This window comes from Flagellimonas lutimaris, assembly GCF_051494225.1.
Taxonomy (GTDB): Bacteria; Bacteroidota; Bacteroidia; order Flavobacteriales; family Flavobacteriaceae; genus Flagellimonas; species Flagellimonas lutimaris_A.
On sequence record NZ_JBNPYE010000002.1, the window covers coordinates 118,413 to 132,051 of the forward strand.

The 13,639-nt window shown below is 40.6% G+C and carries 14 protein-coding genes; 3 read left to right on the forward strand and 11 right to left on the reverse strand.

Features of this window, described 5'->3' with window-relative positions; all coding sequences use genetic code 11:
- Nucleotides 1-31 precede the first annotated feature (31 nt).
- From atpB to ACQQ5U_RS05790, 7 genes are all read right to left on the reverse strand, one after another.
- A complete protein-coding gene (atpB, locus tag ACQQ5U_RS05760; protein ID WP_437396021.1) occupies nucleotides 32-1,171 on the reverse strand; it encodes a F0F1 ATP synthase subunit A in 1,140 nt (379 codons plus the stop codon).
- 118 nt (nucleotides 1,172-1,289) lie between these two features.
- Nucleotides 1,290-1,679: a DUF6168 family protein gene (locus tag ACQQ5U_RS05765; protein WP_437396022.1), complete on the reverse strand. Its 390-nt coding sequence runs from the start codon at nucleotides 1,677-1,679 to the stop codon at nucleotides 1,290-1,292.
- Entirely contained in the window at nucleotides 1,676-1,906 is a 231-nt protein-coding gene (locus ACQQ5U_RS05770; RefSeq protein WP_437396024.1) for an AtpZ/AtpI family protein, read from the reverse strand. The genes ACQQ5U_RS05765 and ACQQ5U_RS05770 overlap by 4 nt, the downstream gene beginning before the upstream one ends.
- The gene (locus tag ACQQ5U_RS05775; protein ID WP_437396025.1) at nucleotides 1,884-2,303 is read right to left on the reverse strand and encodes a bactofilin family protein; all 420 of its coding nucleotides are present in this window, start codon (nucleotides 2,301-2,303) and stop codon (nucleotides 1,884-1,886) included. The genes ACQQ5U_RS05770 and ACQQ5U_RS05775 overlap by 23 nt, the downstream gene beginning before the upstream one ends.
- Before the next feature lie 21 nt (nucleotides 2,304-2,324).
- Nucleotides 2,325-4,856 carry a tetratricopeptide repeat protein gene (locus ACQQ5U_RS05780; RefSeq protein ID WP_437396026.1) on the reverse strand — a complete coding sequence of 844 codons (2,532 nt, stop codon included), beginning with the start codon at nucleotides 4,854-4,856 and terminating at the stop codon, nucleotides 2,325-2,327.
- A 101-nt stretch (nucleotides 4,857-4,957) separates the two neighbouring features.
- Nucleotides 4,958-5,653, reverse strand: a complete 696-nt coding sequence (locus tag ACQQ5U_RS05785) for an ABC transporter ATP-binding protein (RefSeq protein ID WP_437396027.1) — start codon at nucleotides 5,651-5,653, stop codon at nucleotides 4,958-4,960.
- Nucleotides 5,654-5,674: 21 nt separating this feature from the next.
- On the reverse strand, nucleotides 5,675-7,144 hold the full coding sequence (locus tag ACQQ5U_RS05790) for a DUF5687 family protein (RefSeq protein WP_437396028.1): 1,470 nt from the start codon (nucleotides 7,142-7,144) through the stop codon (nucleotides 5,675-5,677).
- 118 nt (nucleotides 7,145-7,262) lie between these two features.
- On the opposite strand from ACQQ5U_RS05790, the gene ACQQ5U_RS05795 reads away from it, so the two are divergent.
- The gene (locus tag ACQQ5U_RS05795; RefSeq protein WP_437396029.1) at nucleotides 7,263-8,309 is read left to right on the forward strand and encodes a 2Fe-2S iron-sulfur cluster-binding protein; all 1,047 of its coding nucleotides are present in this window, start codon (nucleotides 7,263-7,265) and stop codon (nucleotides 8,307-8,309) included.
- 176 nt (nucleotides 8,310-8,485) lie between these two features.
- On the opposite strand, the gene ACQQ5U_RS05800 is transcribed toward ACQQ5U_RS05795, so the two are convergent.
- Complete coding sequence (locus tag ACQQ5U_RS05800; RefSeq protein ID WP_437396030.1) at nucleotides 8,486-9,259, reverse strand: patatin-like phospholipase family protein; 774 nt, start codon at nucleotides 9,257-9,259, stop codon at nucleotides 8,486-8,488.
- Nucleotides 9,260-9,507: 248 nt separating this feature from the next.
- Here ACQQ5U_RS05800 and ACQQ5U_RS05805 point away from each other — a divergent pair, with 248 nt between their 5' ends.
- A complete protein-coding gene (locus tag ACQQ5U_RS05805; protein ID WP_119607732.1) occupies nucleotides 9,508-9,843 on the forward strand; it encodes an arsenosugar biosynthesis-associated peroxidase-like protein in 336 nt (111 codons plus the stop codon).
- 15 nt (nucleotides 9,844-9,858) lie between these two features.
- On the forward strand, nucleotides 9,859-10,947 hold the full coding sequence (arsS, locus tag ACQQ5U_RS05810) for an arsenosugar biosynthesis radical SAM (seleno)protein ArsS (RefSeq protein WP_437396031.1): 1,089 nt from the start codon (nucleotides 9,859-9,861) through the stop codon (nucleotides 10,945-10,947).
- Here arsS and ACQQ5U_RS05815 read toward each other — a convergent pair.
- From ACQQ5U_RS05815 to ACQQ5U_RS05825, 3 genes are all read right to left on the reverse strand, one after another.
- Nucleotides 10,944-11,882 (reverse strand): hypothetical protein, encoded by a 939-nt coding sequence (locus ACQQ5U_RS05815; RefSeq protein ID WP_437396032.1) that lies wholly within the window; start codon nucleotides 11,880-11,882, stop codon nucleotides 10,944-10,946. The two genes, arsS and ACQQ5U_RS05815, sit on opposite strands and share 4 nt — an antisense overlap.
- A gap of 85 nt (nucleotides 11,883-11,967) precedes the next feature.
- Nucleotides 11,968-13,017, reverse strand: coding sequence for a glycosyltransferase family 9 protein (locus tag ACQQ5U_RS05820; protein WP_437396033.1), 1,050 nt, complete (start codon nucleotides 13,015-13,017; stop codon nucleotides 11,968-11,970).
- A complete protein-coding gene (locus ACQQ5U_RS05825; RefSeq protein ID WP_437396034.1) occupies nucleotides 13,001-13,606 on the reverse strand; it encodes a DUF4254 domain-containing protein in 606 nt (201 codons plus the stop codon). The genes ACQQ5U_RS05820 and ACQQ5U_RS05825 overlap by 17 nt, the downstream gene beginning before the upstream one ends.
- Nucleotides 13,607-13,639 lie beyond the last annotated feature (33 nt).

The window sequence follows — 13,639 nt, forward strand, 5'->3', positions numbered from 1 at the left end:
ATGAATTTAAAAATTAAACGTTCTGTCTTAATTAATGATGATCCTCTTCTACCGCCATACCAAAATAAAGGGCGGACAACATGGTGAAAATATATGCCTGCAATGCAGCCACCAACAATTCCAATAAAGAAAGTGCGAATGCCAACAAGAAAGACAATGGGCTTCCTATCCAGTTTTTAAATATGAACATCAGCCCGACAATACTCATTAATACTATGTGACCCGCAGTAATGTTGGCATACAAACGAATCATCAATGAAAATGGCTTGATGAATGTTCCCAACAATTCTATGGGCGCCAATATAATTTTCATGGGAACCGGCACACCTGGCATCCAAAAGATGTGCTTCCAGTAGTTTTTATTCCCAGTAAATGTTGTAATCAGATATGTAATTATTGCCAAGGCAAAAGTAACAGCAATGTTGTTGGTTACATTAACCCCAAGTGGCGTCAACCCCAAAAGGTTAATCACCCACACAAAAAAGAACACCGTAAGCAAATAGCTCATATACTTCTTGTACTTGTGCTCTCCAATGTTCGGTACGGCGATCTCATCGCGAACAAAAAGCACCAAAGGTTCCAAGAATCTACCCAGACCTCTTGGCATAATACTTTTTTGGTATCGTTTGGCCATAGAACGAAACACCAAAAACATCAAAAGCGCAACGGCCATAATAAAAACAACGTTTTTAGTAATGGAGAAATCCAAAGGTTTTTTGTTGGTCGGATGTGCATCACTCACCACCAAGTCCTCCCCAAACGCATCTTCTTCATGGGTTTCATTTCCATGATGCCCACCAAAATCGATGGTCCCTTCAGCATCTGTTTTGTATATTTTATTGTGATAAAGCACGTAATAGTTTCCGCCTGCTTCAGCAACACCTTCTCCATGTTCCAACTGGGAAGAAGAAAAAACTTTTAATCCATTGTCCCAAAGAATTACTGGAAGTGGGAATCCTATATATTTATGTTCACCTTCGTCTGTAGTATAAGAATACAGGTTGAAATCATGTGAGTCCAAAAGGTGATGATCGATGTATTCCTTAATTTGGGTCTTTAGATTGTGGGTGCCTGTTTCAACTTCTTCTCCCTCATGGTTTTGGGCTGATACAAATCCCGCAATCAAAAAAATTACGGCAACTAATTTTTTACTAAAAAAAGAATTTCGCATATGATCCAACTATGGGTCCTCAAAAATTGGTGCAAAAATACATTCCTCGGTCAAAAGAAAAAAGCTTTTTTGAGTATTATTTTTTTCTTTGTTTTTTTTGGATGATTTGAGGGCTTTATCACACAGTATTAAGCAGTTTCACCAAAAAGAAGGTTTCCAGAACAAGTGCAAATCCGTAGGGAACAAAAAACACAAGAAACTCCAACCGCTCCAATACACCATCTTGATTAAAGTCCGGATATAAAAAAATGAAGAAAAGAGTAAATTTTAAAAGGCTGCCACCCAAAAAAAAGAAGCCTAATAAATCCCGGTATTTATCCCTGTAAACATAAATGGCAAAAAAAACAATCAAGGCCATTATTGCATTGAGCACATAACTTTTTGTCAACTGAAGAGAAGAAAGGTCATGTCCTTTGTTCTCCAAAAGCCAGGACTGGGAAAAAAACAGCAGTAGTAATCCCGTAAACAGGATAGAGACAAAAAGAATCGGGTAATAACTGATTTTCAATCGTTGATTTTTTTCAGTTGTTGCATCACCAAATATATGGAAATCGCAACGGCCAAGATTGTACAAATGGGCAAGAACACTTTCTCGGTCTCAAAATGGCCATCGAGCCATTTGCCTCCCCACACACCTAAATAAATAACAATGCCCATTTGAATGGCGGAACCAGACAAACGGGCGGCTGTATTAATCGTTTTTTTGTATTTCTTAGGAGGCTTTTGCTGGCTCATCTTTCTTTGTGGGCTGCATTTTAGGGGCGGACACAGCTCCTTTTCCCATGGTACAGGCAGCATTGAAAGTAGCCCCAGGCTCCACGGCCAATTTGGCCACGCTTACGGTACCTTCAATGGTTGCGGACGATTTAAGGGAAAGTAAATCCTTAACCATAAGTTCTCCGTTAAACCTTCCTTCTATATCTGCATTCACACATTCTACCTTCCCGTTGATATAGCCATCCTTTCCTATGACCACTTTACCGGAAGTGGTAACATTGCCTTCCAATTTACCGTCTATTCTAAAGTCGGCTTCGGAAGTGATATCACCCTTTATTTTGGTGTTTTTTTCTATTCTATTTGGCTGTCCGCCAAATTCATTCATAGGTCGGGGTTTTTTGTTGTCAGAAAACATTGGGTTCTAGGTTTTTGGGGATTAAAATTGTGCTTTGTATGATTCTAAATTCTTATGGACCTGTATTATTTTATAATTATCGGATAAAACTACAAAATTCTCATCTTTAATAAGGTAGTCCCTGTTGTTTTTTATAAGCTCGGCAAAGCCCAAAGCGAAGTCTTGGGAAGGAAAGCCGTGCACCACCACAAATTCATTTTCCAAATTATATATGTCTTTGGAAACGATGTTGTCATAGTTCAATTCGCTGATTACCTCTACCAAACGCGCTTTAAGTTTCGTGGCCTTTTCGTCGTTTTTAATTTTAAAAGGAAATACTACTTTCCAGTTTCCTGTTCCGGAGGAGCCTGTTTCCGGCGAGAATTCCTTCTTCTCCAATTTGGGCAGTTGTTCTTCAACCATTTGCTCCGCTTTCTTCCCTTCTGGATTGTTCGGATAGGTAAGTGCTACATAATTCAATGCTTCCTTAAAGGGTTCAAACCCTTGTAAACGACCAATGGCATTGGCTTTCAACATTTCAAACTTAGGCACAATCGGATCTCCAGTAAACTTGTTGATATACTCTTCCGACTGGGTAATTACCCTTAAAAATTCCTGCTGTTGGTATTGTTTGAACAAAGCCGCATATCTGGCATCCGGGCTGTCCGAATTTCCATCGAGCACTGCCTGCGGGTTTAACAAAATCTCGGAATAGCGTGTATCTGGATGGTTGGTAATAATGTCTTGCTTCATGTTAAGCGCCAACGGACTTCCTGATTCCTCATAAATTTTGTAGAGATTATATTTTGATGGAAGTATCAACCTTTCCTCTGGATTAGATGACAATACGCGTTCCAATTTTGCCGCGGCCAGCATGTTGTCCTTGAACTTTTCTTTATAGATTAAGCCTAGTTGATAATTGGCAAAGTTTCTTTCGGTTTTTAAGCTATCTATTTCCACAACATCGGTCGGAACCTTTTCCAAATAGTAATCCACTGAATACTTTTGGTCCTCGGTCAATACTTCATCATTAGCTGCAATTTCTTCTCCAGTTGCCTCAGAAATCAACGTTTTGGATTTATTGCTCCAGCGCCAATCATCCTCCAAACTTCTATTGCCCCAACGGGTCTTGAAATCGTTTTTACCATACCCTAAACTGGTAATGTTATAGAAATAGAATTTGCCTTGGTTCTCTTTGCCCCCTTTGCTATTAGCAAAAGTTGCGAAACCAGCAGTGGTTCGTTCCAATTCCTTTTCAGCCGCTGCTTCCTCTTTACGCTTCATTTCGGCGATGAAGTCTTCAAAATAGGCTTTACGTTCTGCGATTGGCATTTGATATAAAGCGATTACGCTATCGGCATGCTGCACGATGTCTTCATACTTAATAACATCCTCTAGGTTATCCAGCCTCTTTTTAATGTTGCGGTGCTTCCTTGTATTTTCATTGAGATTGGTCAAGGTACTGTCATAATATGCACCTGCAATTCTGTATTCATCCTCATCAAAATAGTAATCCGCCAAGCTCTGATAATTCAGGGCGTTCAGTTTACGCTCCCCTTGTGTGGCCTGTAACGATTTATTGTAATAGGCCAGAGCCAAGCTATCCGATTCGTAGGCCATGTGATATTGAGCGACTTGCCTATAAATTTTGTCCAAAAAGGGTCTGTTTTCCCTGTTTTCCTCCAAATCGGTCAGGTACTCCAACATTTCTTCCTTGTTGGTTTCCGTAAGTTCGGTGTTCTGGATTTTCCTAAGGTGTGCGTTGATCATGTACACCCTGGGTGATTTACGGTTGAGGGCAATGACCTTGTTGTAGGCATAGTTGGCGCTATCTTTATGCCCCAATTGATCGTACAATTGCCCGATTATGAAAAGGTACCTCCCCTTTTCTGGGTTCTTTTTGGTGTAGGCTTGGGATATTTTTAATTTTTGGATGGCCGTATCCGGTACATTCAGGTTGATGTAGCACTGTGCTAAAACGGCATTGGCATCGGCATATTCTTGATCTTTGAGCGATTCGTATTTGAACAAACGCTTCAGGTTTTTTATCGCCACTTCGGGGTTGTCCAAACGCATGTTGGTTTTTTCCCTCCAAATGGTGGCTTCGTTCAGCTTATCGCTCTCCACATATTTCCGAAGGATATAGTTGAAGGATTCCAAAGCTGGAATATAGCGCTGATCGAAATAACGTGCTTTTCCTAGCAACAAAAACGCTTCATCCGTTTGCGGGTTGCGTTCCTCATCTTTGATGTCCATACTGTGCTTTTGGATGGCCTTGGTAGCCTTTTCCTCGGCAATGATGAAGTTTGGGTTGTTATCTTCTGAATCGAGTTTTATCTCATCGATGACCTTGAGTCGTTCCACTGGAAGAATTTCCCAATAATCATCGCGATAATTGGCATTGATTTCTTCCAGCCCTTGTTGAAAGGCAAGATTCCCATTGTACAAAGTGTTGTACTTGGTGTTGAGTGCGTGCCAATTTCGGTTGACAAACTTGTCTTTTTGGGTGGAACATGCATTAAATGCTAGTCCTCCCAAAACAATGGCCCCTAAAAATGTATGATGAAGTTTCAAAATTATCGATAATCTTGTGTAACCTTAAACTCAAAAAAGAGCGGATTATTATAAGGCTTATCGATAAAATGCAAGAATTTTTCTTGACCGATTTTCAAACCTCAACTCGCAAAGAAAGTTTCGAGTTCCTTCATAGTTTCTGCAGAGGTGTGGATATCCTTCACGATTTCACCTTTGTTGAGCACTACGATGCGTTCGCAGACTTCGGTAACATGTATCAAATCGTGACTGGAAACAAGCACCGTTACGCCTTCTTTGGCTGCCAAATCTTTAATGATTCCTTTTAGTCGAATTTGGGTGGTCGGGTCCAAATTGGCAAAGGGTTCATCCAAAATCACTACTTCGGGGTTGCCTATAAAGCTGGCCACAATGCCCACTTTCTTTTGGTTTCCTTTGGAAAGGTCCCGCAAATACTTTTTCTGCCCCAATATCTCATCGTGGAAAAAATCATTAAAATTGGACAGTAGGGTGTCCACATCGGCCTTGTTTCTACCGCGGAGTTCTCCGATAAAGTAGAAATACTCTTCTGGAGTAAGGTATCCTATCAAAAAGGTTTCGTCAATAAAGGCAGAAGTGAATGGTTTCCAAGCTTCACTCTGATCCACCTGCACATCATTGTTTATAACGTGCCCCGATGAAGGTTGAATCAAATCCAACAATAGACTAAAAAGGGTGGTTTTTCCTGCCCCGTTGTTTCCCACAAGACCAAAACTTTGTCCCTTTGGAATTTCGAGTTGGTCAATGTTCAAAACGGTTTGTTCGCCGTAAGTCTTGGTTAAATTATGAACTGTGATCATGTATTTTTTATTAATGGTGTGTTATTTCTGTTTGTAAGCTTGTAGTGTTTTGTACTTTTCTTTTTTGTAGATGCCCTCGATCATGGTAAATACCTTTTCCTTGAAGGCAAATCCAAGTAATCCGAACACAGCCACAAAAATGTATCCCGCGGTAGGGCTGATCAAAAAGTGACCAATGGCATAAATTATAATGGGCAATACCAATTTGGGCAGCGTGAGCAGTAGTGTTTTGGCATTAAAGGCCTGCTTGTCGCCAAATGCTTTTTTATTAGAGGTAAGCTCAATCGGAGTTTTTACATAGGCACCTCCCCAAAGCACCAAGTAACTATTAATGCCAATATTATAAATGCCACCGACCAACACTGCGGCGTAGGCTTCCCATCCAAAATAGAGATAAAAAGTGGCCAAAATGGTGGAAATGATAGTTGCAATAATGACCAAGTACCATTTGGACGACAAGTATTCACGATATTTGATGTTCTGACTCATCATGAGGGGGTAATAACTACTGTCCCAACTGGGTACGTATTGTCCAAAGCTGAACAAGAACCCCCCGGTAACAAAAATTCCGGCAAAGATTTTCCAAAAAGGACCATCGTAAACTTCCAGAGCGCCCGTAAAAAATAGCAATCCATAAAAAATAAAGAAGAAGCCCATAATTACGGCCGTTCGAGATCTTTTGTTTCTTTTGATAAGTTTGATGTCGTTTTTTAAAAAAGTTCCCAAATTGCCGAAGCGATCTAACCATTCCAAGTTCTCTGTTTTGGCTTCGGTCTGTTTTTTGGCCAAGCCACCATCCAGATACATGTGCCTTTTAAAGTAAGAGAAGGCTCCATAATACATTCCCGCCAAAATAATCCATGGGATTACGGCCGTCCATGGCATGTCATAGAAAAAGTCGAAAAAGGGTTGGGTGTAAATGGTAATATCAAACCATTGATAATATTGTGAGGCTCCTGCCACGATAAATAAAGCGGCAAACACATAAAAGATGATATTCTGGTTGTTTACCATAACATTAAGGAAGTTGTTACAGTAAAAAAGAGCCATCAAAGCCAAGTGCCATCCAATAACCTGTACCGGTGGATATCCTTCCACGAGCAACACAATACTAAAAGGAATAAAAAAGAATGCATGGGCAAAGTTAAAGAATGAAATTACTGTTTTCCCCAACGAAAAGTTGACCACTTTGGTTTTGCTCATGGGCAAATACAACAAAGGTTTAATGTTTGTGACGGGCATTTTTTGCAACATGTACCTAAATACAAGGTCGAAGGCCAGGTAATAGATCATAAACTGATTGACCACACGAAGAGGGTCGCCAAGTCCCATATCTTCAATAAGAAAGTAGGCTCCGACACCCATTCCCAAGAAAACCACAATAAAGTAAAGTGCCCCCAGGGCCATCAATATTTTAAACCAGATTTCTGTTTTAAAACTTGCGGACCTAAAAAATGACTTCCATTGGAGTCCAATAAAATGTTTGAGCATGGTTGGCTTTTTTTTAGTTGGTGTCTAATTTATTGGATTTGTTACAAAACCCATGCTTTTTCTTAAAATAGATGCTCAAAAGGAGTGTAATGCTTAATTTTGCAGCAAAATTGATTACATGAGCGAATCCCATGCTTTAAAAATAGCCGCGGTAGACAAACTAACCCCAAATGCCGTGGCCCTTACTTTTGATATTCCAGAAAACCTTAAAGAAACTTATAGTTTCAAAGCAGGGCAATACATTACCCTTAAACATGAATTGGACGGAAAGGAGCTACGCAGAGCATACTCTATTTCTTCTCCGCCATCTTCAGGAAAATTAACAGTGGGCATCAAAAAAATGGAGGGCGGTACGTTTTCTGTGTACGCCAACGAGAGTTTAAAAGCCGGTGACACTGTAGAGGTTATGCCTCCAGAAGGCCGTTTTGTTTTTGAAACTACCTCTCCACAAAAAATTGCTGCATTTGCTGCCGGAAGTGGCATTACCCCAATTATGAGCATAGCTCAAACCGTTTTGGAAAGCAGTCCGGAAAATACCTTTGTGCTGGTATTTGGAAACCAATCCCCAGAAGAAACCATGTACTTTAAGGAAATTCAAGCCATAAAGGAAAAATATGGTGAGCGCTTTTTTGTACAATTTGTGTACAGCAGGTCCAATGTAGACGAGGCCTTGTTTGGAAGGATTGAAAAATCAACGGTAAATTTTGTACTAAAAAACAAGTTTAAGGAAACAGCGTTCGATGGTTTCTACCTATGTGGACCGGAAGAAATGATCCATCAGGTGACCGATACTCTAAAAGAGAATGGTGTTGCAGAAGATAAAATTCATTTTGAACTTTTTACCAGCGAGGACACCAAAGATAATCTTGCCGAAGAATTGGAAGGTAAAACCCAAGTAAAGGTAATCTTGGATGATGAGACCTTTACTTTTGTTATGGATAAAAAAGAATTGGTGCTCGATGCGGTTTTAAAACAGGACATCGATGCTCCTTATTCTTGCCAAGGTGGTGTTTGCAGTAGTTGCATTGCCCGCCTTACCGAAGGGAAGGCCGAAATGGTAAAGAACCAAATCCTTACCGATGGCGAGATTGAGGAAGGTTTTGTGTTGACTTGTCAATCACATCCGCTTACCTCCGAAATTACGGTGGACTACGATAATGTGTAATCTTTCAATTTGTTTGAATTGAAATTCGTCAATTCGAGTGATTTTTAGAGTGAATGCAAATAAAAATTGTATCGAGAATCAGAATTTAGTTACGTAAAACCTTGTTCTCGATACTCTTTACGAGGAAAAAACTAGAACCGACATTCTCTAAACGTAAAATATATCAAAATGAACGGTTATAGTGTAGATAGCATCTCTTCCAAGGCCCTACTACCGTGTTCGTATCCAATATTGAACGCATTTTCGATACCTTTTTTATCCAACACCCCGATTTGATCTAATTCTTTGGGTTCAATAAAAAGGTTACATTCGCGTAACTTCTCATCGTTGGATGCATGGATCATTAAACTGGTCACTCGTCCTGTAAGTTGAAAGGAGTTCCGTAAATCCTTCTTTTGCAATGGTACAGTGGCGGATACATTACTTCCAATGATAAATTCCGTTTTATCCTCGACATATTCCTTTGGAAAATTGTTCATGATACCCCCGTCTGCATAAAGAATATCATCAATATCCACTGGACTGAACACAGGGGGTAGAGCCGCCGATGCCAGCAAAGGTTTAATAAGTTGGCCATTATTAAAGACTTTTTCCTTGCCACTCAGCAAATCGGTGGCGACTACGTACAAAGGTCTTTCCAAACTTTCAAAAGTATTTTTTGGGAAAAATTTCTGGAAAATACTTGCATAACGCTCTGTATCAATAAATCCAGGTTTATTTATTGTAAAAAAACTGTACTGGAACAATGGCACCTTTTTAAAAAAATCGAGCATTTCTTCCACCGTATTGTTGTTGGCGTAAAGGGCACCTACCAATGCTCCAATACTTGTGCCCGCTACTACGTTGGCTTCAATGTTGTGTTCTCGCATGGCTTTGATCAGCCCAATGTGCGCCATTCCCCGAACACCTCCACCGGAAAGTACAAGGCCTATGGATTTGTTTTCAAGCATTTTTACTGTTCTTGTTATTGATGGCAAATGTAACCTATTGATTGATTTCTTTTTTCATGTTAGTTGATTCAACTCTATTTTTGCCAACTTTGCTCAATGACATAAACATTTGATTTTCAAAACTAGGCACAACTTTAGTGATGAATGCATTCTTTATTATAAGAAATTGTAATCTATAAGATAGATCTGCGACCAAAATGAATAGTGATATTTGTTGTATGTTTAGGAAGAACATTAAATAAAGAAAAATGGCCAAATCATATTATGATCCTGCAGATTTGAGAAAATTTGGTAAGATTACCGAATGGAGCGAAGAACTGGGCAATAAGTTTTTTGATTACTACGGAAAGGTTTTTGAGGAGGGCGCGCTGAGTGCTAGAGAAAAATCCTTGATCGCCTTGGCCGTATCGCACGTTGTAAAATGTCCCTATTGTATTGATGCCTACACCAAAGATGGGCTGCAACGCGGAATCACCAAAGAAGAAATGATGGAAGCTGTACATGCTGGGGCCGCCATAGAAAGTGGGGCAACTTTGGTTCATGGTGTACAGATGATGAACAAGTACGACAAACTTTCCATGTAAACTTATTTTTGATCAATGGCGCAAAGCATACTCACAGACATAAAAAAAGCGGCGAAGAAATCGTTAAAAGCACAGAAAGATGCGCTGTCCAATGCCCAAATGCAATTGGAAATCTTGAATGGTGAACTTTTTGAAGACGGAGAGCTGCCTTATTTTAAGGATAAGATTGCAGAAACAAATCAGTTTCCTTTACGTCCTAAAACACTGGAAGTACTTCAAATCAATGTAGGGTACATGTGCAATCAGGTTTGTGGGCATTGCCATGTGGATGCGGGGCCCGACCGCAAGGAAATCATGACACGGGAAACCATGCAACAATGTTTGGATGTAATCAAAAACACAGGGGCCCACACGTTGGACCTTACTGGTGGTGCACCTGAAATGAATCCTGATTTTCGTTGGTTCGTGGAAGAAGCCTCCAAAGCGGGCATTAAAGATTTTATCGTACGTTCCAACTTGACCATTATTTTGGCCAATAAAAAATACCACGACCTGCCTGAATTCTTTAAAAAGCACAATGTGCATGTGGTGTCGTCCATGCCACATTACACCCGCGGTAAAACGGACAAGCAACGTGGCGATGGTGTCTTTGATAAATCCATTAAAGCCTTGCAAATGCTCAACGAGGTGGGATACGGTATGCCGGAGAGTGATTTACGTTTAGATTTGGTGTACAATCCTTCGGGGGCGTTTTTACCCGCCGACCAAGCTGCGATGGAGCACGATTTCAAAAAAGCTTTAAAGGAGGATTTTGATATTGATTTCCACAACTTATTTGCCATAACCAATTTGCCGATTTCACGGTTTTTGGACTACCTCATCGCTTCTGACAATTATGAAGATTATATGTACTCCTTGGTAGAAGTCTATAACCCTGCCGCGGTGGAAAGTGTAATGTGCACCAACACCATTTCCGTAAGCTGGGACGGTTGGCTCTATGATTGTGATTTTAACCAGATGCTGGACCTTAAAGTCGCGAGCAAGGTAAAACACATTAAGGATTTTAATGATGACGTTTTGAGCAACAGGGATATTATTATATCACAGCATTGCTACGGCTGTACGGCTGGGGCAGGAAGTAGTTGCCAAGGGACGGTGGCTTAATCCACTACGGAAGGGAACACTCCACGTGTACCCATGTCCACGACATTTTCGCCCAATAAAGGTTCATATTTGCCGTTGCCATTAGCATCTTCCCATTCAAAACTGTTGTTAATGGATACGACCACTTCAATATTGATATCCTTGGTTGCATTCGCGGGTATCACCAAAGCCGATGGAAATTGTCCCGTCACTACACATGAGCCTTCCGGAACCGGCGAAGTATCGTTAATGGGATTGGGCACTGTGGTCTGGGGGGCATCGCCTTGGGTTACTTGTGTAAATACAAATCCTTCAATATTTCCCTTGGTTTCCAATCCAAAATACCCTTGTGCCTTGTTACCGTTCACCGTAACAGTTTGGTCTTTGATTACGTAGCTGCCAATGTAAGTGTTGTACCCTAAAAAGGAAGCAACAATACCGTCTACATCAATATTATCGTCTACTCCTTCCGGCCAATCGGGAATCTCTGTTTCCGCTCCTTCCAAATTATATACAATTGTATATTTCTGATATCCTATCGAGGCCCGAATATACTCATAACTTCCTGCTGCAACATAGCTCAGCGGAACACTTAGCGTATTGATTTCTTCGTTAAAAAACACCTCGCTGTCAAAGTCAATGGCCAATGCTCCCCCACTTCCCGTGGTTGCGGTAGAAGTAATGGTAACCCCCTCATCGTACGGTGTAAATTTATCCGGATACAGTCCTATAAAATGAAGTCCCAAAATCTCAAAGTCAGGGTTTTGTGCTGCATTTCCTTCCGGGACCGTTACAGGATTGCCCAAATTGTCCAAGCGTTCCGCATCGGCATCCATTATAAAAGTAATGTTCAATCGGGCAGCTTCCTCAACCGGAGTCCCTGTTGATTGGTCAACAGAACAGGATAGCATAGAAATTCCCATCAATACGGAAAAAATCAAGTTTGTTTTTTTCATAGTTTGTTCTTTATGTGACTTGGGTCAAAGTCCAAAACGGACATTGAAAGTTATAAAAATGATGCAACATCCTATAATGGGTTGCTCAACTCTCCAGAAGTTCCATCAATTTCTCCAAAACCTCTTGTGGTTTGATGGTTTTCATGGCTTTCTCATACCCTTCGGGTACTTTGTTGCCGTAAACCGAGGTAGGAACTAAAGGATAAGCTTCGCGGTCAGCTAAAAGTGCGTTTTCCATGGACTGACCAAACGGATAAAAACCAGCAAAAGGGTGGGTAACCCCCCAAAGAGTCACCACGGGAATACCATAATTAGCAGCCATGTGAGCATTGCCACTATCCATGGACAACATCGCATCTAAATTGGAAATGAGTTGCAATTCTTCAGAAAGATTTAGCTTACCCGCCATGCACAAGGCATTATCGTAAGCGTTAGCAAGTTGTTCCAACACTTCAACTTCTTTAGCGCCACCACCAAACAATAATATTTTATACTTATCGGTATCATTTAGCGATTTGATTACCTCTTCTGTGGATTCCAACGGATACATTTTGCCTTCATGAGCAGCAAAAGGTGCTATCCCTACCCATTTTTTGGCGTCTTGTTGTACCAACTCAAGGACCTTCGCTGAGAGTTGAACTCTTTCCAAAGGTCTGGCCTTGGATAAATTAATGGGATAACCGAGTTCGGCAAAAACATCTGCGTATCGCTGATGAGTACTTTTTAATTGCTGAAAAACTTTGTTCTTGGGACGGGTAAGTGCTTTTTTGTCTTTTCGGCCCTTATCAATTTGAGCAAAAGGCACCCGCTCTAGCGCAAAATACTTTTTAAGAATGCGACTCCGCAATACATTATGCAAATCCGCCACAGCATCGAACTTTAACGGTTTTAGTTCTTGATACAATCGCCAAAGGCCAATAAGTCCTTTATGCCGTCTTTTAACATCGGCCTCTTTTACCTGTACATTCTTCAACCCATCAAAAATGGGCATGAATGGTTTTTTGGTGAGAACAGTAAGTTGTAGCTGTGGATATTCTTCGGTAAGTGCACTGATAATGGGCACGGTCATCGCCACATCTCCCATGGCAGACAACCGAATAAGTAAAATATGGGTCTGTTTACCCCTTTTGTCCACGAAGCACAGGATTTAATTCGTCATCGTTGTACATTTTCATCTGTTTGTAGACTTTCATGTACTTATCTCCAGCCTCAATATCAGCCAACAATTGGTCAATAGCTGTAGAAAGGTCCTTTTTTTGCTCTAGAAGCACAGACAGTTTATCGCTACACTTTTGGATATGCTCCGGAGAGGCATCCCTGCGGTTTACCTCTTCCTGCATATGGTAAATCTTCAGTGCTAAAATGGAAAGTCGGTCTATTGCCCACGCTGGACTTTCGGTATTGATTGTCGCATCATTTTTAACTTGTACCGATTGGTATTTGTCTAGGAAATACCCATCAATATACTCTACCAAATCTGTACGGTCTTGGTTGCTGGCATCAATTTTACGTTTGAGATCCAATGCGTCCACAGGGTCAATTTCCGGATCCCGAATAATATCCTCGTAATGCCATTGTACGGTATCTATCCAGTTTTTTCTGTAAAGCAAATGCTCTACTTTATCCTTTGGATAAGGATTTAAAAAATCTTGGTACACGTCGTCTTTAATGTGATAGGTATCTATACTTTCCTGAAATATCTTGAAGGCAAAATCGCTGAACATAGCTTAAATTTGTTCAAAGATATTGCTTTATGC